The organism is Pseudomonas sp. B20, from assembly GCF_020515755.1.
GTDB classification, from domain to species: Bacteria; Pseudomonadota; Gammaproteobacteria; order Pseudomonadales; family Pseudomonadaceae; genus Aquipseudomonas; species Aquipseudomonas syringae.
Genome location: NZ_JAHPJG010000018.1, coordinates 75110 through 97377, shown reverse-complemented (window position 1 = coordinate 97377; position 22268 = coordinate 75110). Strand labels below are relative to the sequence as shown.

The following is a 22268-nucleotide window of genomic DNA, read 5'->3' as shown; positions in this document are numbered from 1 at the left end:
CTGATGGCGACTGCGCAGGATGCGCGTCGCCCGTCTTGCCTCGTCTGAAGAATCCCGGAGAAGCGTCATGGGTATTACAGCATTGAAAACCGCTTTACCCCGGGAGCTGCTCGCTTCCGTGGTCGTGTTCCTGGTCGCCCTGCCGCTGTGCATGGGGATCGCCATTGCATCCGGCATGCCTCCGGCAAAAGGTCTGATCACCGGCATCGTGGGCGGGCTGATAGTCGGCTGGATAGCCGGTTCGCCGTTGCAGGTCAGCGGTCCCGCAGCCGGTCTGGCAGTACTGGTTTTTGAAGTGGTGCGCGAGCACGGCATGGCCATGCTGGGTCCTATTCTGGTACTCGCCGGACTGCTTCAGCTGCTGGCAGGTCGATTCAAGCTTGGCTGCTGGTTCCGCGTCACGGCACCTGCGGTGGTCTATGGCATGCTCGCCGGTATCGGTGTGCTGATCGTACTGTCACAGGCACACGTGATGTTCGACAGCGGTCCCAAACCCTCCGGGCTGGACAATCTGATCGCCTTCCCTTCCACACTGATCCAGGCCTTCGGACCCGGCACCGGCATGCAGGCCGGTATGCTCGGCCTGGGCACCATGCTGATCATGTGGGGCTGGGAAAAACTCCGTCCGCAGTCCTTGCGCTTCGTACCCGGCGCGCTGCTGGGCGTGGGCATCGCCACCGGCATCAGCCTGTTCATGGCCTTGCAGGTCAAGCGTGTCGAAGTACCTGACAACCTGGCCGACGCCATCGACTGGCTTCGCCCGGCCGACCTGATGAATCTGGCCGATCCGGCCATTCTGGTTGCCGCGATCGTCGTAGCCTTCATCGCCAGTGCCGAAACGCTGCTTTCCGCCTCGGCGGTTGACCGCATGCACAGCGGCCAGCGTTCGGACTTCGACAAGGAACTCAGCGCTCAAGGCGTGGGCAACATGCTCTGCGGCCTGCTCGGTGCGTTGCCGATGACCGGCGTTATCGTACGCAGCTCGGCCAATGTCCAGGCCGGTGCTACCACGCGCTTCTCGACGATCTTCCACGGCCTGTGGCTGCTGGCGTTCGTGTTGCTGCTGTCGAGCGTACTGCAGAGCATTCCGGTCGCGAGTCTGGCTGGCGTGCTGGTCTACACCGGTCTGAAGCTGGTCGATCTGAAGGCGTTTCGCGGTCTGGGCCGCTATGGCCGGATGCCGATGTTCACCTATGCGGCAACTGCCATTGCGATCATCTTCACCGACCTGCTGACCGGTGTACTGGTCGGTTTCGGCCTGACTCTGGTGAAGCTGGCGTTCAAGGCTTCGCGTCTGAAGATCAATGTGGTCGAACTGGCGGGCGAGAAGGAATTCGAGCTGCGTTTGGTCGGTGCCGCAACCTTCCTCAAGGTACCGGCGCTGACTCAGGCACTGGGCACTATCCCGCAGGGCAGCACGGTGCATGTACCGTTGGGCAATCTGTCCTACATCGACCACTCGTGTCTGGAACTGCTGGAAGAATGGGGTCGTTCCAATGCCGCTCATGGCACCCGGTTGCTGATCGAATCGCGTGGCTTGAAGCGTCGTCTTGAAGGGCGGATCTACACGACAACGGGGATCGGCTCGGGCGCCGCCTGATAGTCGCGGCCCTGTTATCACAGCCCCGGAAACATGGGAGCCGGATGGGTCTTCGCGTAGCAGCGGAGCGATATCCGGCTCCTTCCATTGCCGGCGAAGACAGTGATTCGGGCCTCTGAATCAGACCGCGGAGCGCTCCAGCTCCAGGCCGACGCCCAATTGCCGTGACAGGCTTGGCCAGCGCTGCCAGGCCGCCCCCGTTGCAGGGCTGATCAGCTTCTCGCGATAGGCCTCGACCGAGTCCAGCGCGAAACTCTCCTCATCAAGCAATTCATCGACAGCATGGTGCACCGCTTCGTCCAGCTGGTTGGCAAATTGCTCGCCGATCAACTGGTGGGCGATCACGCTGGCAACCGTGGTATTGGACGGTATCAGCGGCTGACCGAAATGCTTGATGTACAGGTCATTCACTTCCTCGACCAGCCGGTGGGCCAGATAAGCCTCGTCCAACAGGCTTTCCAGGCCTTCGTGCCCATTCATGATGGAAGGCGGGGCCGCGAAAAAATGCTCGGCGATTTTCAGCACCGGCTTGATCTGCCCTTCGATCCCGGCTTGCAGCGCGACCTCATGAGCAGCGTCCAGCAGATCGGGGACCAGATCGATATAGGCCGTGACGAAACGCGTCAGTACGTCTTTCGCGTCGACTTCCGGCAGGTGAATGGCGGGATGAAGATGTGGGAGCTTTTGTTCCAACTGTTGCAGCAAGTGGCCGGTCCGGGCCTCATGTTGATGGGCTAGTTGTATCTGCTCGCGCAATGCGGCGGTGTTCATGGCTGCTGGCACTCCTTGAGGCGTCAGACCCCGTGGTTGGTTGATGAAGAGTCATACGTTAGCTTGCTTAACTAACCGCCTAAGACGGTTTTGCTATATGCGACTCACATTTAGATATTTCGGCTATATCAAGATATCTTTTGCTCAATTTCTGACCAAAGCCGGCTGCCGTGCCCGGCTATGCGGACGCGCTGCAGCTCGCGTTTTGCATAAGCAGGCTACTCTGAAGTCGCCCGCAGCTCTTTCGACACGCGGTCCGACATAAAAAGTGAGCCACGCATGAGCCAGCCTCTTTTGTCCAAACGGCTCGTTCTGCGTTTGACGTGTTTAATAGTGATCATGCTGATGTGCGGATTGGCATTGCCGTCGCTCTACGGCGTGCTGACCGGACATGGCAGGACCGGCGTGCAGGGTCAGGACGCTTCGCGTCAGGTCGAGGTGCAGTTCACTGCCAGCAACGCGGCCGGGATGACCTGGGCGTTCTACCCGCAGTCCCGCCAGATGCAGGTCCACCCCGGTGCGGTCAACGAGATGATCTTCATCGCGCAGAACCCGACCGACAGGCCGATGCAAGCCCAGGCCGTACCGGGTATTTCGCCTGTAAAGGCGGCAGCGTGGTTTCACAAGACCGAATGCTTCTGCTTCACCCAACAGACATTGCAACCGGGCGAGCGCATCGAGATGCCGGTGCGCTTCATCGTCGACCGTGACCTGCCCGACGATGTAAAAAGTCTGACGCTGGCTTATACGCTGTTCGATGTCACCACGCGCTAGGCTCGGTGCGCAATATAGGCCATCATCCCCGGCCTTACGCCGATCACGACTCGCGCTGACACCATGACCCGTACCCAGAAAGCCGTTTTCATTGCTGCCGCCATCGTCGCCCTGATTCTGGGCGTGATCCTCAGTCAGGTGCTGCCTGGCCGCAGCTCCCAGGACCAGGCGGCACTCAACGACGCGGGTATTGTGCTGCTCCCCAAAAGCCGCCAATTGCCAGCCCTGAGCATGACCGACCAGAACGGCGCGGCTATAGCGCTTGATGGCTTGAAAGACCAATGGACGCTGATGTTCTTCGGCTACACCTTCTGCCCGGACATTTGCCCCACGACGCTGGCGCAGATCAAGCAGATCAGGGCCGATCTGCCCGAAGAGACAGTCAAGCGTATGCGGGTGGTACTGGTCAGCGTCGATCCGAACCGCGACACGCCGCAGCAGCTCAAGCAGTACCTGGGCTACTTCGACCCGCAGTACATCGGCCTGACGGCACCTGTCGCTGATATTCAGACACTGGCCAATGCGGTGAGCATTCCGTTCATTCCCGCAGACACTAGTAAACCGAACTACTTCGTCGATCACAGCGGTAACCTGGCTTTGATCGGCCCGGATGGTACGCAGCGAGGCTTTATCCGCGCACCGCTGAACAATCAGAAGCTGGTGAAGCAATTGCCGGGGCTGCTGGAAAGGGATTAGGACCTGTGAGATTCCTGCGAGAGTGACCGGGGCAGCGATCCGCGTTGCTCACGAAGACTTGGTCCAAACGCTCTATTTTCTGGAGGCTTTACCGGCCTCTTCGCGAGCAAGCTCGCTCCCACGACACGCATGTATAACTATGAGCGCAGAGCGTGGGAGCGATAGAGTGCTCCAGAATGCAGCCCGATGCTCTGCGTCGCAAGGGACGCAGAGCATTGGCGCGAGAACCGCAGGTCGCGATCAGATCAGAACGCCGGAACCACAGCGCCTTTGTACTTCTCGGCCAGGAATGTTTTCACTTCCGGGCTTTGCAAGGCGGCGACCAGCTTCTTCATCGCGTCCGAGTCCTTGTTGTCCGGGCGGGCCACCAGAATGTTCGCGTAGGGCGAATCGGCACCTTCGATGATCAGCGCGTCCTTGGTCGGATCGAGCTTGGCGCTCAAAGCATAGTTGGTGTTGATCAGCGCCAGATCGACCTGAGTCAGCACGCGGGGCAGCGTAGCGGCTTCCAGTTCACGGAATTTCAGGTCTTTCGGGTTATTCACGACATCCGAAGGCTTGGACAGAATGTTGTCCGGCTCCTTCAGGGTGATCAGACCGGCCTTGGCCAACAGCAGCAAGGCGCGGCCTTCGTTGGTGGCGTCATTGGGCAGCGCGACGTTGGCACCATTGGGCAGGTCTGCCAGCGTCTTGAGCTTGTCCGAGTAAGCGCCGAAAGGCTCGATGTGCACCTTGGCCACGGCCACCAGATCAGTACCTTTGCCCTTGTTGAACTCATCCAGATATGGCTGGTGCTGGAAGAAGTTCGCGTCCATACGGTTCTGCGACACCTGCACGTTAGGCTGAATGTAGTCATTGAACACCTTGATGTTCAAATCCACGCCTTCTTTGGCCAGGGTCGGTTTGACGAACTCGAGGATCTCGGCGTGCGGCACGGCAGAGGCCGCGACGGTCAGGGTTTCGTTGGCTTGCGCGGACAAGGCGGTGACAGCGGCGAATATGGCCAATAGTTTTTTCATGCAACAACTCCTTTGGGCCCGTGCGAGACGGGCCGATACCAACGGGTTCGATCAACGATGTGTGAAATGCGCGACCAGTCTGTCGCCGATGGTCTGCAGAATCTGCACCAGCACCAGCAACAATACGACCGTCACGAACATCACATCGTTCTGGAAGCGTTGATAACCATAACGGATCGCCAGGTCGCCCAGCCCGCCAGCGCCCACGGCACCGGCCATGGCCGTGAACGACACCAGCGCAATGGCGGTCACCGTGATCGCTGCCAGAATGCCCGGCCGCGCCTCGGGCAGCAGCGCCTTGACGATGATCTGCCGAGTCGTTGCGCCCATGGCCTGCGTGGCTTCGATGATGCCGCGGTCCACCTCGCGCAAGGCGGTCTCTACCAGGCGCGCAAAGAACGGCGTGGCGCCGGCGATCAGCGGCGGCAACGTGCCGAGGATGCCCAGTGATGTGCCGGTAATGATCTCGGTCAGCGGCATCATCACGATCAGCAGGATGATGAACGGCAGCGCGCGCAGCATGTTGACGATCACCCCGACCGTCGCATACAGCTGCTTGTGCTCCAGCAACTGACGCGGCGAGGTGAGAAACATCAGCACGCCCAGCGGCAGGCCGAGCAGGATGGTGAAACCGAGCGATACACCGAGCATGATCAGCGTGTCGCCAGTGGCCACCCAGATCTCGTACCAGTCGACATTGGAAAACAGGTTCAGGAAAGCGTCCATCAGCGCAGCACCTCCATATGAACATCAGCGGCGGTGAAGCGCGCGAAGGCGGCGTCCATGTCGCCGCCGGTGATGGCCAGCGTCAGCTGCCCGTAAGGGGTGTCCTTGATGCGGTCGATACGACCGGCGAGGATGCTGTAATCGACGCCGGTTTCCCGCGCCACGGTGCCGAGCAACGGCGCGTAGGTGGCCTCGCCCTGAAACGTCAGACGCACGATACGGCCTTGAACGTGAGCGAAGTCGTCACGCTGCTCGTTTTCGTCGACCTGCTCGTCTTCCTGCACAAAGCGCCTGGTCGTCGGGTGTTGTGGATGCAGAAACACATCAGCGACCTTGCCGTGCTCGACAATCACCCCGGCGTCCATCACGGCCACCTGATCGCAGACGCGACGAATCACGTCCATTTCATGGGTGATGAGCACGATGGTCAGCTTCAGCTCACGATTGATCTCGGCCAGCAGTTGCAAGACCGACGCAGTGGTCTGCGGGTCCAGTGCGCTGGTGGCTTCATCGCATAACAGAATTTTCGGCTTGGTGGCCAGTGCGCGGGCGATGCCAACGCGCTGCTTCTGGCCGCCCGACAGTTGTGCCGGGTACTTTTTGGCGTGATCGGACAGGCCGACCCGCTCCAGCAACTCGGCCACGCGCTGGTCGATCTGCTTGCGCGGCATATCGCCTGCCAGGGTCAGCGGCATGGCGACGTTGTCGGCCACGGTTTTGGACGCCAGCAGATTGAAGTGCTGAAAAATCATCCCGACCTGTTGGCGGAAGCGGCGCAGGCCATTGGCATCGAGCGCAGTGACGTCTTCGCCATCGACCACGATCTGTCCACCACTCGGGGTTTCCAGGCGGTTGATCAGGCGCAGCAGGGTACTTTTGCCCGCGCCGGAGTGGCCGATGATGCCGAACACCTGGCCGCTGTCGACGCGCAGGCTGGTGGGGTGCAGGGCCGGTATTTCCTTGCCTGCCACCCGATAGGTTTTGTGGACGTTATGAAACTCGATCACGGAGCGAACCTTGTGGGGCGCGTTAAAAAATCAGCGCAGTGGCTAGAGCGCCACCTGCTTCGTTACCTCGGCCGGATAAAGCCGGGCGCGCATTTTAGCCTGTCCGGCCCGCTGTGCTTAGCATTTATTTACCGGCTGTCCTGTGCAATGGGCATAACACGACCGTTGGTGAGCGTATGCCGAAAATAAAAGGAACGGCTGTTTTTTGCTCCGGTCACTTCTTGGATACCGTGATTTCCCGCTTACGCCAGGGAAGTCGTAATCAGCGAACCCAACTCAATGATTGGGGCGAGATAAGGAGTCTCTGATGGCTAGCAAGAAAGCACCACCTGTAACCCAAACGCCCAAGAGCGAAATGGCAGGCACCGACACCCTGGACCGCGGCAATACCAACGAGAAGCTGGAAAGTATCGAGCAGTTTCGCTCGGACGCGACCCAGCAGGCCCTGCGCACCAATCACGGTGTCAAGATTTCCGATAACCAGAACACCCTGAAAGTCGGCAGCCGCGGCCCATCGCTGCTCGAAGACTTCATCATGCGTGAAAAGATCACGCACTTTGACCATGAGCGTATTCCGGAGCGTATCGTCCATGCTCGCGGTACTGCAGCACATGGCTATTTCCAGACTTACGAAGACCATGGCGCCCTGAGTAAAGCAGGCTTCCTGCGTGATCCGGGCAAGAAGACCCCGGTGTTCGTGCGTTTCTCCACCGTTCAGGGCCCACGCGGCTCGGGCGACACCGTGCGTGACGTGCGTGGCTTTGCCGTCAAGCTCTACACCGACGAAGGCAACTTCGACCTGGTGGGCAACAACATGCCGGTGTTCTTCATTCAGGACGCCATCAAGTTTCCTGACTTCGTGCACGCGGTGAAACCCGAGCCGCATAACGAAATCCCGACGGGCGGCTCGGCTCACGACACCTTCTGGGACTTCGTCTCGCTGGTGCCGGAATCCGCGCACATGGTGCTGTGGACCATGTCCGACCGTGCGATCCCGAAAAGCCTGCGCACCATGCAGGGCTTTGGTATCCACACCTTCCGCTTCATCAACACCGAAGGTAAGTCGAGCTTCGTGAAGTTCCACTGGAAGCCCAAGTTCGGCGTGTGCTCGCTGGTCTGGGACGAAGCACAGAAGCTCGCCGGCAAGGACACCGATTTCCACCGCCGCGACCTGTGGGAGTCCATCGAGATGGGCGACTACCCGGAATGGGAACTGGGTGTACAGATCGTTGCCGAGGAGGACGAGCACACGTTCGACTTCGACCTGCTCGATCCGACCAAGATCATCCCGGAAGAGCTGGTGCCGGTAACCCCGCTGGGCAAGATGGTCTTGAACCGTAACCCGGACAACTATTTCGCCGAAACCGAGCAGGTTGCCTTCTGCCCGGGCCATATCGTGCCGGGTATCGATTTCTCCAACGACCCGCTGCTGCAAGGTCGCCTGTTCTCCTACACCGACACGCAGATCAGCCGTCTGGGTGGGCCGAACTTCCACGAAATCCCGATCAACCGTCCGATTGCGCCGAACCACAACGGTCAGCGTGACGCACAGCATCGCACCACTATCGACAAGGGCCGCGCGTCCTACGAGCCGAACTCGATCGATGGCGGCTGGCCGAAAGAAACCCCTGCCGGCCCGGTAGATGGCGGCTTCGAGACCTACCCTGAGCGTGTTGAAGCGCACAAGGTGCGTGAGCGCAGCGAATCGTTCGGCGACCACTTCTCGCAGGCCACCCTGTTCTTCCAGAGCATGAGCCACCACGAGAAAGAGCACATCATCGCGGCCTACAGCTTCGAGTTGGGCAAGGTCGAGCGCGAGTACATTCGTGCCCGTCAGGTCAACGAGATTCTGGCCAACATCGATCTGGAGCTGGCCAAGCGTGTGGCCGCCAACCTCGGCTTGCCAGCACCGACTGCCGGTACCGTGCCTGCGCGTCAGACGTCGGTCAAAGAGTCGCCGGCGCTGAGCCAGGTCAACCTGCTGTCTGGCGATATCGTTTCGCGCAAGGTTGCCATTCTGGTGGCTGACGGCGTCGACGGCAAAGCGGTCGAAGCCATGAAAGCCGAGCTGACTGCCAAAGGCGCACATGCCAAGGTACTGGGCCCAACTTCCGCACCGGTCAAGACAGCTGACGGCAAGAGCCTGCCAGTGGACGCATCGGCTGAAGGCCTGCCTTCGGTCGCGTTCGACGCAGTCTTCGTGCCGGGTGGCAAGGCTTCGATCGAAGCGCTGAAAGGCGACGGCGTGGCATTGCACTTCATCCTCGAAGCCTACAAGCACCTCAAGGCCATCTCCTTTGCCGGGGAAGCCAAAGAGCTGTTGAGCCTGCTACGCCTGGAAGAAGATGCCGGGCTGCTGGAAGTGTCCGATAGCAAATCGTTCAAAGCGTTCTTCCACGCGATTGCTCAGCACCGTGTGTGGGATCGTGAAGTGAAAGCCAAGGCTGTTCCGGCTTGATCTGACGCTGCTACATCGCTCCCACGCTCCGGCGTGGGGGCGCCTTTCTGGACGCTCTCGCCCCCCCCCGCATAGACTCCCCTACACTTCTCGTTCTTTAGGCTCCGCGTGGGAATGCAGTTCGGCACGCTAATCGTGATACATCATCTCGATGAGCACACGAAATGGGGTTTCTGACCGCAGGCATCCGAGAGAACCGAGCGACGCTTTGCTTGTTTGAGAAAGCGCTATTCCGGGCGATACATACTCAGCGGATGTAACGGCCCTTTCGCGAACAAGTTCGCTCCCACGGCCTTCGGCCAGAATCAAGAGCAGATCAAGGATCGACTCAGGACTTGGCTGGTGTCAGGATGATCTGCGCTTTTTCATTGCGCTCGATCTGGCGACGCAATTGCAGTTCGAAATCCGGATTGGTCTTGACCACTCGCTTGGTCAGCAACGTCGCCAGCCACGGATAGTCTTCAGTGCGCGGCACCACCATCAGCACTTCGCAGTTGAACGCTACGGTATCGGCTGCGATATCGTCCAGTTGGCGACGTAGTGCACGCATATCGCCGATCTTGAGTTCAATCGTCGTGCTTTCTGCCGACGGATCAATCAGCTTGGCAACCCTTCTGGCCTCGGCCGCCTTCAAATCCGCTTCGGCTTTTTCCAGCTCGGCCTTGCGCGCATGGGCAATGGCGCCGTTGACGCCGCTGGTCAGCGCCGGTGCCTTGGGCATCAGGGCGCGTGCACGGCTCAGCGCAGAGGCCGCCGCGTTCATGTCACCCTTCTGCAGGCTGATCTGGCTGCGGCTCAGATAAGCTTCGGCCAGTCGACGTTGAAAGGGCTCCAGACGGATGTCGGCAGGATTGGCAGCCTGCAACGCCGCCAATTGATCCTCGGCGGTTGCCAGCTCATTGCCGGCGATGTTCTGCTCGAGCTGAGCGAACGCGTCAGGCTGAGCCTCGGAGGCAGGCGTCTCGACAGTGGGCGCACTCTGGCAGGCACCCAGCAGGATGGAAAATGCGACAAGCAGCAGATAGCGTGGGGCGAACGGCTTCATTCCTGCGATTCTCTAGTTTGCGCAAAAAACGAGCAAGTCTACACCCCTCGCCTGGGTAGAACAAAGCTGAGCAAGAACAACGCCGCAGCGGATACCACTATAGACGGTCCGGCGGGGGTGTCCTTGAACCAGGACAATGATAGCCCGGCACACACGGCTATCACGCCCAACAGGCTCGCGCCCAGCGCCATTTGCTCCGGCGAACGGGCGTGACGCTGTGCCGCAGCCGCCGGGATGATCAACAGCGACGTAATCAGCAGCACACCGACGATTTTCATCGCGACCGCGATCACCACGGCGATCAGCAGCATCAGCGTCATGCGCAGTGTAGCAACCGGCAGGCCTTCGACCCGCGCCAGTTCTTCATGCACGGTCATTGCCAGCAGTGGGCGCCACAGCGCGACGATCAGCACCAGCACCAACGTGCTGCCGCCCAGAATCCAGCCCAGATCAGCCGGGCTGATGGCCAGCAGATCGCCGAACAGGTAGGCCATCAGGTCGATGCGCACTTCATGCATGAAACTGAGCACCACCAGCCCCAGCGACAAGGTGCTTGGCGCCAGAATCCCCAGCAGCGTGTCCGAGGCCAGCGGCTGACGCTGCTGCAACGTGACCAGCAACACCGCCAGCAGCAGGCAGCCGACCGTGACAGCGATGGTCGGGCTGATATCCAGCAGGAAGCCCAGTGCGACGCCGAGCAGCGCGGCGTGGGACAGTGTGTCACCGAAATACGCCATGCGCCGCCAGACCACGAATGATCCCAGCGGGCCAGCGACCACGGCCAGAGCAACGCCTGCGAGCAAGGCATACAGTAGAAAATCAGCCATGCTTGCAGCTGTCTCCGTGAACGTGAGTGTGAGAGGTAGCAGCGTCATTCACCACCGCGCCATGCAGATCATGGGCGTGGTCGTGATGGTGGTGATAAATCGCCAGGCTCTGCGCATTGTTGCCGAACAGCTCGACAAAGGCCGGGTCATGGCTGACCTGCTCGGGATGCCCGGAGCAGCAGACGTGACGGTTCAGGCACACCACCTGATCGGTGGTGCTCATGACCAGATGCAGATCATGGGAAACCATCAGCACGCCACACTGGTGGCGGTCGCGCAGCCGGGTAATCAGGCTGTACAGCTCGGCCTGTCCGGCTACGTCGACACCCTGCACCGGTTCGTCGAGGACCAGCAACTCAGGCTTGCGCAACAACGCGCGGGCCAGCAGAACACGCTGCATCTCGCCACCGGAAATACCCTGAATCGGGCTATCGATGACCTTTCCGGCGCCGACTTCTTCCAGCGCCGACGCTGCGGCGGTGCGATCCACACCGGGAACCAGACGCAGGAAACGCAGCACCGACAGCGGCAGAGTCTGGTCCACATGCAGCTTTTGCGGCATGTAGCCGACACGCAACTTCGGCTTGCGCCAGACGCTACCGGAGTCGGGCTTGAGCAGCCCCAGCACCGCACGCACCAGCGTGGTCTTGCCCGCACCGTTGGGGCCGATCAGGGTGACGATCTCGCCGGGTTTGACGCTCAACTGGATGTCATCCAGGACGTTTTGCCCGGAAAGCGTCACGGCGACCTTCTCCAGACGTATCAATGCATCCGACATCAAGCGGCCTTGCAGCCAGCGCACACGCCGACGATCTCGACCGTCTGGCCTTCGACCGCGAAGCCGACGCCTGCGGCGGCATCGACCACGGCATTGCTGATGGCCGGGTGCTGCAGCTCGATCGCCGCATGACACAGGCGGCAAATCAGGAACTGGCCCTGATGCGCGTGGGTGGGGTGGTTGCAGCCAGTGAAGGCGTTGAGCGAGGCAATCCGGTGCACCAGACCGTTTTCCAGGAGGAAATCCAGCGCACGGTAAACGGTTGGCGGGGCCGCACGGCGCCCGTCTTCATCACTCAGCACCGCAAGGATGTCGTAGGCACCCAGCGGCTTGTGGCTTTGCCAGACCAGTTCCAGCACGCGACGGCGCAAGGTGGTCAGGCGCAGACCCTGTCTGGCGCACAGCGCATCGGCTTCGGCGAGGGCCGAATGCACGCAGTGAGAGTGGTCATGGGGGCGACTGGCCAGGGGAGTATTGGGCATGAGCAGCGACGATATTGGCTAGAGACGTTATTATGTTACCCGTTCCTGGCTGATATGAGTGATTCGAGTGCGCCGTCTTTTAAATCTTGCTGCTGTTTTCTGGGTCAGCCTGCTGATCATCGCCCCTGCTCAGGCCGAGGTCCGAGTGCTGACCAGTATCAAGCCTCTGCAGCTGATTGCGGCGGCTGTACAGGATGGCGTCGGTACACCGGAAGTGCTTCTGCCACCGGGTGCCTCACCGCATAACTACGCGCTGCGCCCATCCGACGTACGGCGTGTACAGGAAGTCGAGTTGCTCTACTGGATCGGCCCGGACATGGAAACCTTCCTGCCGCGCGTCCTTCAGGGCCGCAAACTGCCTGCGGTTGCCGTACAGACGCTGCCGGGCATGCATTTGCGTCACTTTGGCGAAGACAACGCCTCGCATGATGACCACGAGCATGATCACGACAACGACGCAGATGAACATGACCACGACCACCGGCCAGGCAGTCTCGATTCGCACCTGTGGCTGTCGACCGTCAACGCGCGAGTGATCGCCGCAAAAATGGCCGCTGACCTGAGCGCTGCCGACCCTGCCAATGCAACACGCTACACCAGCAATGCCGAGGCCTTCAGCAAACGTCTCGATACGCTGGACGCTCGTATCAAGCAGCGTGTCAGCGCAGTGGCAGGCAAGCCCTACTTCGTGTTCCACGAGGCCTTCGATTATTTCGAAGAGGCCTATGGGCTCAAGCATGCCGGCGTATTCGCCATCGCCGCCGAAATCCAGCCCGGCGCCCAGCACGTCGCCGCCATGCGCGAACGCCTGAAAGCTGCAGGCAAGACCTGCGTATTCAGCGAACCACCCCTGCGCCCGCGCCTGGCCGAAACCCTGAGCGCCGGCCTGCCGGTCAAACTGGCCGAACTGGACGGACTGGGCGGCTACACCCCGGCCACCGCGCAGGGTTACGAGCAAGTACTGCAAAAGCTGGCTGATGATTTGGCGGGCTGCCTGAGCAGTCTCTGACTGCAACCGCCCACATAGCAGCACTGCTGTGTGACGCGGAGCGTCACGAACGGCATTCCCACGCGGAGCATGGGAACGATAGTCAACCGCCCAACTAGCTCAGACTTGCCGAGACAGGTCTGGTCTCAGAGCGCAAACGGCAATGCAATGTGCGCTTCCTGGCGCTCGGCCAGGCGGCGCTCGAACTCCGCAGGATCATGAATCAGCACATCCTGCCCGGCGAAGGTTTCGGCGGCGATCAAACGTGACAGCCAGAAACGCACACAAGCGATACGCAACATGATCGCCCACAGCTTCGACTCCGCAGCCGTGAACGGTCGCAAGCCCGCATAGGCACCCAGCAAGGCGCGCGCGCGAACAGCGTCGAGCTGACCGTTTTCCCGGGAACACCAATCGTTCAGGGCAATCGCCAGGTCGTACAACATCGGACCCGAGCAGGCATTGTAGAAATCGATCAACCCGGTCAGGTGCGTCCCTTCGAACAGCACGTTGTCGCGGAACAGATCGGCATGCAGATTGGCGCGCGGCAGCGCCATGATCTGCGGCTTGAACGCCTCGATCTCCTGAAGGCTCTTTTCAAGCAGCGCTCGCTGAGTCTCGCCCAGGTGCGACAGAAAATTGCGCCCCTCATTCAGCATCCAGTCCAGGCCGCGATCAGTCTTGCGCTCGACGATCTGCCCGCGGGTCGCCAGATGCAGGTTGGCCAGCAACTCGCCAATCTGCACACAGTGCTGGGTGTTCGGCTCACTGATGTGCTTGCCCGGCAGACGCGGCTGCAACAGCGCCGGTTTGTCTGCCAGCTCGCGCAGCGCCTGACCGTCGGTGGTGCGCAGCGCATAAGGCACCGGCAGATCGGCCTCATGCAGCACGTCGAGCAGCTCGATGAAGAACGGCATCTCCTGAACCGGGCCGCGCTCGACCAGCGTCAGCACGAACTCGCCCTGCTCCAGGCTGATGAAGTAATTGGTGTTTTCACTACCGGCAGCGATGCCCTGATAGTCAAGCAGACGGCCGAGCCCGTAAGGGGCGAGAAATGTTTCCAGCTCGGGCCGGGCCAACGGGGTAAAAACGGACATGTCAAAACTGCCAGCAATTAAAGTGAAAGTAGGTTGTTACCATTCGAATATTTTCCACTCCGGGATCAGCATGTCCGGTTGGTCCGAACGAATGAAATTGGGGCTTGTACCATCGGCGCGCACCAGAAAATAGGGTTTGCCGCGTTTCGGGGTGATTTTAATCGCATACAGAAAGCCGTTCTGGCGGTACTCCTTAATGGTTCTGTCACCGTCAGTGCGAATCGTCACGTCCGGCGCCGCTGAAGGTGGATCTTCTGCTGCAACAGCGAGCAAAGGGCAAAAGGCCAACAGCCCGGTCAATATCAGTCGATTTACCTTGCGCATGATAACCTTGTCCCTTTGTCGTCAATGGTTCGCGCATTCTAGCGCCGACCCCGCCGAAAAGGTTGATTCTGCTCATGACCCAAGCGCCACTCGTCCTGGTAGACGGTTCCTCCTACCTCTACCGCGCCTTCCACGCACTGCCACCACTGGCCACCTCCAAAGGATTGCCGACCGGTGCCGTCAAGGGCGTGCTCAACATGCTCAAAAGCCTGCGGCGCCAGTACCCGGACAGCCCGCTCGCCGTGGTGTTCGACGCCAAGGGCGGGACGTTCCGTGATGCGCTGTACAACGACTACAAAGCCAACCGGCCGAGCATGCCGGACGATCTGCGCGTGCAGGTCGACCTGCTGCATGCCTGCGTCAAAGGCATGGGCTACCCGTTTCTGTGCGTCGAAGGCGTTGAAGCCGATGACGTGATCGGCACGCTGGCACGCAGCAGCGCGGCAGCCGATCGTCCAGTGGTGATCTCCACCGGCGACAAGGACATGGCGCAACTGGTCGACGGCCACATCACCCTGGTCAATACGATGACCGGTAGCGTGATGGATGTGGCGGGCGTGAAAGAGAAATTCGGCGTCGGTCCGGAGCACATCATCGATTACCTGGCTTTGATGGGCGACAAGGTCGATAACATTCCCGGCGTGCCCGGCGTTGGCGAGAAGACTGCAGTCGGCCTGCTGGTCGGCATCGGCGGCGGCATCAAGGAGCTTTACGAGAACCTCGACAAGGTCGCTTCCCTGCCGATCCGTGGCGCCAAGACCCTGGCCGCCAAACTCGAAGAACATCGTGAGATGGCCTTTCTATCTTACGAACTGGCGACCATCAAGATCGACGTACCGCTGGACATCGAGCTGGATCAATTGCATTGCGGCGAGCCCGACCGCGACACGTTGATGGAGCTGTACGCCGAGCTGGAATTCAAGAGCTGGATCGAAGACCTGCAACGCGACGCCAAACGTGCCGGCCAGGAGCTGACCGTCGAAGAGCCGACCGTTGAGGCCAGAGAAGCGGCTTATGAAGTCATTCTTGAACAGAGCCAGTTCGATGCCTGGCTGAAGAAGCTGCAGGCCGCGCCACTGTTTGCCTTCGTCACCCAGAGCAACGGCACCGATGCCCAGCGTGCGCAACTGGTCGGCCTGTCCTTCGCCATTCAGACCCACGAAGCCGCTTACATTCCGCTGACCCATTCATACATGGGCGTGCCGCAGCAGCTGGACCGCGACACCGTGCTCAAGGCGCTCAAGCCGTTGCTGGAAGACCCGGAAAAAATCAAGGTCGGCCAGCACGCCAAGTTCGCCATCAACCTGCTTGCCAATTGCGCGATCGACGGCGATCAGGCTCAAGGCATCGACCTGCAGGGCGTGCGCTTCGACACCATTCTGGAATCCTATGTACTGGACTCCACCGCCACCCGCCACGACCGCGACAGCCTGGTGGCCAAGTACCTGACGCACACGCCGATCAATTTCCAGGAGATTGCCGGCAAAGGCGCCAAACAGCTGAGCTTTGACCAGATTGCCCTGGAGCAGGCGGGCAATTACGCCGCCGAAGAAGCGGACCTGACCCTGCGCCTGCATGAAGTCTTCGACGCACGGCTGGCCGCGATTCCGACCCTGCAGCCGGTATTGAACGATATCGAGATGCCGCTGGTGCCTGTGCTGGCGCGTATCGAGCGCCAGGGCGCGCTGGTCGATGCCAACCTGCTGGGCATCCAGAGCGTCGAACTGGGCGACAAGATGACTGCGCTGGAGCGCGAAGCCTTCGCCATTGCCGGCGAAGAGTTCAACCTCGGCTCACCCAAGCAGCTGGGCGTGATTCTCTACGAGAAACTCGGCATGCCGATTCTCAGCAAGACCGCCACCGGCCAGGCATCGACTGCCGAAGCGGTGCTCGCCGAACTCGCGGAGCAGGATTTCCCGCTGCCCAAGGTGCTGATGCAATACCGCTCGATGAGCAAGCTCAAGAGCACCTACACCGACCGCCTGCCAGAGCAGATCAACCCGCGCACCGGGCGTATTCACACCTCCTATCATCAGGCAGTGGCCGTCACCGGTCGCTTATCGTCCAGCGATCCGAACCTGCAGAACATCCCGATTCGTACCGCTGAAGGCCGGCGCATTCGTCAGGCGTTCGTGGCCCCGAAGGGTTACAAACTGCTGGCCGCCGACTATTCGCAGATCGAACTGCGCATCATGGCGCATCTGGCTCAGGACGAAGGCTTGCTGCATGCGTTCCGCAATGACCTGGACGTTCACCGCGCGACGGCTGCGGAGGTTTTTGGCGTCGAGCTGGAAAACGTCACCACTGACATGCGTCGTAGCGCCAAGGCAATCAACTTCGGTCTGATATACGGCATGAGCGCATTTGGTCTGGCCAAGCAGATTGGCGTCGATCGCAAGCAGTCACAGGCGTATGTCGACCGCTACTTCGCCCGCTACCCTGGCGTGCTGAACTACATGGAGCGCACCCGGGCCCAGGCTGCCGAGCAAGGTTTTGTCGAAACCATCTTCGGTCGTCGCCTGTACCTGCCGGACATCAACGCCAAGAACCAGTCCCTGCGCAAAGGCGCGGAACGCATGGCGATCAACGCGCCGATGCAGGGCACCGCTGCGGACATCATCAAGAAAGCCATGGTGGCGGTGAACGGCTGGCTGGACGAGTCCGGTCTGGATGCACGGGTCATCCTGCAGGTTCACGACGAACTGGTGCTTGAAGTGCACGAGGACCTGGTCGATCAGGTCAGTGAACAGATCCGTCCACACATGAGCGGCGCAGCGGAACTGGCAGTGTCGTTGCTGGTAGAAGTGGGGGTTGGCAACAATTGGGACGAGGCTCACTGAGCCTGAAATGGCGAACCTGTACGCAGGTTCGTCAAATATTGTAGGAAATGTGAACTTTTCTTCACCGCTGGAACTTAACCGTTTGGACAGGAGTCAGACGTGTCGATTGGTTGAAAAATCGATCGTGCTCCTAGTTGTGTTAAGTGTTGGCAGTTATCCAGATCCCACCCTAAGGTCTGGACCTTAAGCCCCGGAACTTCCCCCTCCCCATGCGAAGTCCGGGGTCTTTTTTGCCTGCGATTTACTCCGCAGGTGCCTTGTCTTCCAGTTCCATCCAGTCGGCCAGCACGGTGTAGGCCTCTTCCAGCCCCATGCGCTTGGGGGCCGAGAACAACTGGATGCTCACTGCATCACCCCAGCCTTTGCGAATCTCGGCCTGAACCTTGAGCAGCGTGTTCTTGGCCGCGCCGTAGGTCAGTTTGTCGGCCTTGGTCAACAGAATGTGCATCGGCATGTTGCTGGCGATGGCCCAATCGAGCATCAGCACGTCGAAGTCGGTCATTGGATGACGGATATCCATCATCAGAATCAGACCCTTCAGGCTTTCGCGGCTGCCCAGATAGGCTTCCAGGTGACGCTGCCAGTGCAGTTTGAGCGGGATGGGCACTTTGGCGTAGCCGTAACCGGGCAGGTCGACCAGACGACGATCTTCGTCCAGACCGAAAAAGTTCAGCAACTGGGTACGCCCCGGGGTCTTGGATGTACGCGCCAGGCTGGCGTGGGTCAGGGTGTTCAGCGCACTCGATTTGCCCGCGTTGGAGCGACCGGCAAACGCGACCTCAAAACCTTCGTCGTCGGGGCATTGGTCGACCTTGGCGGCGCTGAGCATGAACGTGGCCTGTTGGCACAGACCGAGGATGGGGTTTTTGAGTTGCATGTGATTTCCGGTGAAGACCTGCCTGCAAGGGGTGCGGCAGGAGGTGTCGGTTTCGTTTGGATGCGTGCGCATATAATGACACACCTGCCCCCCGGCCCACACTCACACCGTATCGGGCCGCTCTGACGGATGTGCTGGAACATTCAGACATGACCTGCTTCACTCCTTATGCAAAAAGGCCGTCCTCGGTCGCCCATTTTTACAACCTCAGCGTTACACTAACGAACTCAGGCTTTCGCGTCCGGTCGAAACCACCGTCGCTTGAAGGCGATTCAATCTGCTCAGGAGTAAAGCATGCGTAATCTGATCATCAGCGCCGCTCTGGTTGCCGCCAGTCTGTTCGGTATGTCCGCCCAGGCCGCCACGCCCATCGAGGCCGGCAAGCAATACGTCGAGCTGGCAAGCGCTGTGCCTGTTGCCGAGCCAGGCAAGATCGAAGTCGTCGAGCTGTTCTGGTATGGCTGCCCGCATTGCTACGCGTTCGAGCCAACCATCAATCCGTGGGTTGAAAAACTGCCGTCCGACGTCAAGTTCGTACGCATCCCTGCCATGTTCGGCGGCCCTTGGGACGCTCACGGCCAACTGTTCATCACCCTGGACACCATGGGCGTCGAACACAAGGTTCACGCAGCCGTATTCGAAGCCATCCAGAAAGGCGGCAAGCGTCTGACCGACAAGAATGACATGGCTGATTTCGTCGCCACACAGGGCGTGAACAAGGAAGACTTCCTGAAGACGTTCGACTCTTTCGCAGTCAAGGGCAAGATCGCCCAGTACAAGGAACTGGCCAAGAAGTACGAAGTGACTGGCGTTCCGACCATGATCGTCAATGGCAAGTACCGCTTTGACCTGGGTTCTGCCGGTGGTCCGGAAAAGACCCTGGAAGTTGCCGACCAGTTGATTGCCAAAGAGCGAGCGGCTACCACAGCCGCCAAGTAAGCGCACATCATGCGCCGCTGGGGCAAAGGCAGTACCCGTATCGTTGGCCTGCATGATCCGCAGGTCAACGAACATCATCTGCTGCAAAACGGCTTGCCGGAAGACGGCAGGCTGCGTTTGCTCAGTTTCAATATCCAGGTGGGTATCAGTACCCAGCGCTACCATCATTACCTGACGCGCAGCTGGCAGCATTTGCTGCCGCATGGCGGTCGAGCTGGCAACCTGCAGAAGATCGGCGATCTGATCAATGAATTCGATCTGGTGGCACTGCAGGAAGTCGACGGCGGCAGCATGCGCTCCGGCTTCATCAACCAGGTCGAGCACCTTGCCCAGCTGGGTGGTTTTCCGTACTGGTATCAACAACTCAATCGCAACCTCGGGCGCCTGGCGCAGCACAGCAATGGCGTGCTGAGCCGTCTGCGTCCGACCAAGATCGAGGATCATCCGCTGCCAGGCCCGGCCGGGCGCGGCGCAATTCTTGTGCGCTTCGGCGAGGGTGAGGATGCGCTGGTCGTGGTCATGATGCACCTGGCGCTGGGGACCCGGACCCGAACCCGGCAGCTTGCCTACATTCGCGAACTGATCGGCGGCTATCGCCATCAGGTGCTGATGGGCGACATGAACACCCACGCCAATGACCTGCTGGAACACTCGCCGCTACGGGATCTTGGGCTTCTGGCCCCGCAGATAGAGGCGACCTTTCCGAGCTGGCGGCCACAACGCTGCCTCGATCACATTTTGCTCAGCCCGACCCTGACGCTCGAGCGCGTGCAGGTGCTGGCGCAACCCATTTCCGATCACCTGCCTGTCGCTGTCGAGATTCGCCTGCCTGACTCACTGCGTGGGGACTCACTGCCTGTGCCCTCTGGTGGAAGCCTTGCATGAGCGACGACGCGGAGCGTTGGAAAGAGAAATACCTCAAAGGGATCGAGCAACAGGACAAGCTCGAAAAGCGCTGGGATGCGCGGCTCGATTTGTTGCGACGCGGTCTGGTGCGCAGCAGTCTGGCGGCGGAGGGCTCTGACCGCGCTGTCGATGAATGCATGAAGGAAATGCGCGAAATCGTCCGCAAGGACGATATGGATGCGGGCCTGGCAGCCCTGATCCCGCGCCTCGAAAAAGCCGTACTGGACTCTGAACAACGCCGCGAAGTACGGGCCGCGCAAATCAGCTCGGCACTGACCGCACTGGTTGCACAGCTGCAGTCACTGCCGCTGCCGCGCGACGTACGCAAGCCGCTCAAGCGCTTTGCCAAGGAGCTTGAAGAGCGCGCCTCCCAGGCCCGCGAGCTGCCCCTGTTGCTCGGCGAGTTGAGCAATTTGCAGGGCCAGGCCCTGACCCAGGTTGAAAAACCCGAAGAAGGTCCGCGCCAGGGATTGCTGCAACGCCTGTTCGGTTCGCGCGAAGGCCACAGCAACGACTCCCATCCCGAGACTGCTCACCCCGACGACGCCGCCTCCTCCGCGCCGGAACCCCATGAACCTCATGCCGAGCCGCAAGCATCGAACACTCACGCCCCGCCAGACGCCGCTCCTGTCGAAGCCGAGGCTGTTGATTCCCCTGCCGCAGCACCCATTGCCGCAGACAGCACGCCGCCAGCGCCTGCCCCGGAAACCGCTGCGCCTGCCGCAGTGATACCCGCTGCAGTGACGTCTGAAGAACCTGTGCCACAGGCCACTGCCACGGATATTGCACCGATATCGGCAGAAGCCGTCGCCGAACCTGCACCTGCCACCGTCGAACCCATCGATTTTGCGGATGTTCTGGCGCCAGTCCCATCAGTGCCCTACCAGCAGCGGCCCGCGCCAATCGAGGTGACAGTTGAGGAACCCGACGCAGAGGCCGAGCAGCAGCCCGAATCGGCAGAGGGCGAAGAAGGTTACGCGCTGCCCTCCTCACCAGAGCCCAGCTACAGCTCGGTGGCGGCACACATTGAACAAACCCTGCTGGGCCTGCTGGACGACCTGACCCTGTCCGAGCACTTTCGCCCGCAGGTCGAGGACATGCAGTTACGCTTGAAACATGGGCTTAACTGGTACGAGTTGCTGCCGATCCTCGACGATCTGGCGGTGTTGATGCTGGCGATCAACAACGGTGGTCAGCAGGAGTTCGGCACTTACCTCAAGCAGCTCAATGAGCGGCTCGAATCCTTTCAAAGCCACTTGCAGGCCGCCAGTGAAGATCACGCCGAGGATCAGTCCACCGCGCGCGACCTGAACGACCAGTTGCGCGAACAGGTGGGCGGCCTGCAAAGCAGTGTTCAGGACGCCTCCGATCTACCCAGCCTCAAGCGAGTGCTCGATAATCGGCTCGAGGCTCTGCTTGGCACCATGGATCACTACCAGCTCAAACGCGATGCCCGCGAGCGCGAAGTGGCCTCGCGCCTGCAAGGTCTGGCGGCCCGCGTCGCGAGCATGGAGCAGGAAGCCCTGGGTTTCAGGACTCACCTGGAGGAACAGCGTCAAAAGGCCCTGATCGACCCGCTTACCGGACTGCCCAATCGTGCCGCCTGGGGTGAGCGCCTCGAACAGGAGATGGCCCGGTGGCAGGAAGAAAAAAACAGCTTGCTGGTGTGCATTCTGGACCTGGACCATTTCAAACGCATCAACGATGGCTACGGTCACCTGGCTGGCGACAAGGTATTGAAGATCGTCGCCAATGTCCTCAGCAAACGCCTGCGCGCCGATGACTTCATGGCACGGTTTGGCGGCGAAGAATTCGTCATGCTGCTGCCTGCAACGCCTCTTGCCACCGGGTTGACGCTTCTGGATGAACTGCGCGCCGCCGTCGAGTCATGCCCTTTCCACTTCAAGGGTGAGCGAGTCACCATCACCGTCTCCATTGGCCTGACGGCTTTTCGCCCGTCAGAGAAGAGAGACACTGCCATCAAACGTGCCGACCAGGCGCTTTACAAGGCCAAGGAGAACGGCCGGAACCGCATCGAACAGGGCTGACTGAAACATTTTGACCTGAACAAATGGCTGGCGCCCCATGCTATTTGTACACATTTTGTTATGATG

The 22268-nt window shown here is 60.4% G+C and carries 20 protein-coding genes; 9 read left to right on the top strand and 11 right to left on the bottom strand.

From position 1 onward, the window contains the following. The first annotated feature begins 67 nt into the window (after nt 1-67). Nucleotides 68-1600, top strand: coding sequence for a SulP family inorganic anion transporter (locus tag LIX91_RS17960; RefSeq protein ID WP_003392495.1), 1533 nt, complete (start codon nt 68-70; stop codon nt 1598-1600). Nucleotides 1601-1720: 120 nt separating this feature from the next. On the opposite strand, the gene LIX91_RS17955 is transcribed toward LIX91_RS17960, so the two are convergent. Further along, nucleotides 1721-2371 carry a hypothetical protein gene (locus LIX91_RS17955; protein ID WP_100073311.1) on the bottom strand — a complete coding sequence of 217 codons (651 nt, stop codon included), beginning with the start codon at nt 2369-2371 and terminating at the stop codon, nt 1721-1723. Between the two features lie 279 nt (nt 2372-2650). Here LIX91_RS17955 and LIX91_RS17950 point away from each other — a divergent pair, with 279 nt between their 5' ends. Both LIX91_RS17950 and LIX91_RS17945 read left to right on the top strand, forming a co-directional pair. Beyond that, nucleotides 2651-3145 carry a cytochrome c oxidase assembly protein gene (locus LIX91_RS17950; protein WP_032702542.1) on the top strand — a complete coding sequence of 165 codons (495 nt, stop codon included), beginning with the start codon at nt 2651-2653 and terminating at the stop codon, nt 3143-3145. A 63-nt stretch (nt 3146-3208) separates the two neighbouring features. Then, nucleotides 3209-3841 carry an SCO family protein gene (locus tag LIX91_RS17945; protein ID WP_226488881.1) on the top strand — a complete coding sequence of 211 codons (633 nt, stop codon included), beginning with the start codon at nt 3209-3211 and terminating at the stop codon, nt 3839-3841. 245 nt (nt 3842-4086) lie between these two features. Here the strand turns inward: LIX91_RS17945 and LIX91_RS17940 are convergent, their stop codons facing one another. Genes LIX91_RS17940 through LIX91_RS17930 form a run of 3 tightly spaced genes read right to left on the bottom strand, consistent with a single transcriptional unit; the run spans nt 4087 to nt 6593 of the window. Next, nucleotides 4087-4860, bottom strand: a complete 774-nt coding sequence (locus LIX91_RS17940; RefSeq protein ID WP_046236104.1) for a MetQ/NlpA family ABC transporter substrate-binding protein — start codon at nt 4858-4860, stop codon at nt 4087-4089. Nucleotides 4861-4911: 51 nt separating this feature from the next. After that, entirely contained in the window at nt 4912-5586 is a 675-nt protein-coding gene (locus tag LIX91_RS17935) for a methionine ABC transporter permease (RefSeq protein WP_003317371.1), read from the bottom strand. Next, on the bottom strand, nt 5586-6593 hold the full coding sequence (locus tag LIX91_RS17930) for a methionine ABC transporter ATP-binding protein (RefSeq protein ID WP_003414095.1): 1008 nt from the start codon (nt 6591-6593) through the stop codon (nt 5586-5588). The genes LIX91_RS17935 and LIX91_RS17930 overlap by 1 nt, the downstream gene beginning before the upstream one ends. 307 nt (nt 6594-6900) lie before the next feature. On the opposite strand from LIX91_RS17930, the gene katE reads away from it, so the two are divergent. Then, nucleotides 6901-9051: a catalase HPII gene (gene katE, locus LIX91_RS17925; protein WP_226488880.1), complete on the top strand. Its 2151-nt coding sequence runs from the start codon at nt 6901-6903 to the stop codon at nt 9049-9051. 328 nt (nt 9052-9379) lie between these two features. On the opposite strand, the gene LIX91_RS17920 is transcribed toward katE, so the two are convergent. Genes LIX91_RS17920 through LIX91_RS17905 form a run of 4 tightly spaced genes read right to left on the bottom strand, consistent with a single transcriptional unit; the run spans nt 9380 to nt 12183 of the window. Beyond that, a complete protein-coding gene (locus LIX91_RS17920) occupies nt 9380-10096 on the bottom strand; it encodes a PA5502 family lipoprotein (protein ID WP_003414093.1) in 717 nt (238 codons plus the stop codon). A 38-nt stretch (nt 10097-10134) separates the two neighbouring features. Further along, nucleotides 10135-10923 carry a zinc ABC transporter permease subunit ZnuB gene (znuB, locus tag LIX91_RS17915; protein WP_226488879.1) on the bottom strand — a complete coding sequence of 263 codons (789 nt, stop codon included), beginning with the start codon at nt 10921-10923 and terminating at the stop codon, nt 10135-10137. After that, nucleotides 10916-11701: a zinc ABC transporter ATP-binding protein ZnuC gene (gene znuC / locus LIX91_RS17910; RefSeq protein ID WP_226488878.1), complete on the bottom strand. Its 786-nt coding sequence runs from the start codon at nt 11699-11701 to the stop codon at nt 10916-10918. Before znuC ends, znuB begins: the two co-directional genes overlap by 8 nt. Next, the gene (locus LIX91_RS17905; RefSeq protein WP_057407288.1) at nt 11701-12183 is read right to left on the bottom strand and encodes a Fur family transcriptional regulator; all 483 of its coding nucleotides are present in this window, start codon (nt 12181-12183) and stop codon (nt 11701-11703) included. The genes znuC and LIX91_RS17905 overlap by 1 nt, the downstream gene beginning before the upstream one ends. 67 nt (nt 12184-12250) lie before the next feature. On the opposite strand from LIX91_RS17905, the gene znuA reads away from it, so the two are divergent. Continuing rightward, nucleotides 12251-13192, top strand: coding sequence for a zinc ABC transporter substrate-binding protein ZnuA (gene znuA, locus LIX91_RS17900; RefSeq protein ID WP_003414087.1), 942 nt, complete (start codon nt 12251-12253; stop codon nt 13190-13192). Nucleotides 13193-13317: 125 nt separating this feature from the next. Here the strand turns inward: znuA and LIX91_RS17895 are convergent, their stop codons facing one another. Continuing rightward, nucleotides 13318-14268 (bottom strand): homoserine kinase, encoded by a 951-nt coding sequence (locus tag LIX91_RS17895; RefSeq protein WP_024665687.1) that lies wholly within the window; start codon nt 14266-14268, stop codon nt 13318-13320. Between the two features lie 36 nt (nt 14269-14304). Next, nucleotides 14305-14592 (bottom strand): DUF2782 domain-containing protein, encoded by a 288-nt coding sequence (locus LIX91_RS17890; protein WP_003414082.1) that lies wholly within the window; start codon nt 14590-14592, stop codon nt 14305-14307. 74 nt (nt 14593-14666) lie between these two features. On the opposite strand from LIX91_RS17890, the gene polA reads away from it, so the two are divergent. Beyond that, nucleotides 14667-17432, top strand: coding sequence for a DNA polymerase I (polA, locus tag LIX91_RS17885; protein ID WP_100073305.1), 2766 nt, complete (start codon nt 14667-14669; stop codon nt 17430-17432). A 241-nt stretch (nt 17433-17673) separates the two neighbouring features. Here the strand turns inward: polA and yihA are convergent, their stop codons facing one another. After that, a complete protein-coding gene (yihA, locus tag LIX91_RS17880) occupies nt 17674-18309 on the bottom strand; it encodes a ribosome biogenesis GTP-binding protein YihA/YsxC (RefSeq protein WP_003341625.1) in 636 nt (211 codons plus the stop codon). Nucleotides 18310-18603: 294 nt separating this feature from the next. On the opposite strand from yihA, the gene LIX91_RS17875 reads away from it, so the two are divergent. From LIX91_RS17875 to LIX91_RS17865, 3 genes are read left to right on the top strand one after another with little or no spacing between them, the layout of a single operon-like run. Next, nucleotides 18604-19248 carry a thiol:disulfide interchange protein DsbA/DsbL gene (locus tag LIX91_RS17875; protein ID WP_003414077.1) on the top strand — a complete coding sequence of 215 codons (645 nt, stop codon included), beginning with the start codon at nt 18604-18606 and terminating at the stop codon, nt 19246-19248. 9 nt (nt 19249-19257) lie between these two features. Beyond that, nucleotides 19258-20133 (top strand): endonuclease/exonuclease/phosphatase family protein, encoded by an 876-nt coding sequence (locus LIX91_RS17870; RefSeq protein ID WP_003367393.1) that lies wholly within the window; start codon nt 19258-19260, stop codon nt 20131-20133. Then, nucleotides 20130-22202 carry a GGDEF domain-containing protein gene (locus tag LIX91_RS17865; RefSeq protein WP_100073304.1) on the top strand — a complete coding sequence of 691 codons (2073 nt, stop codon included), beginning with the start codon at nt 20130-20132 and terminating at the stop codon, nt 22200-22202. The genes LIX91_RS17870 and LIX91_RS17865 overlap by 4 nt, the downstream gene beginning before the upstream one ends. Nucleotides 22203-22268 lie beyond the last annotated feature (66 nt).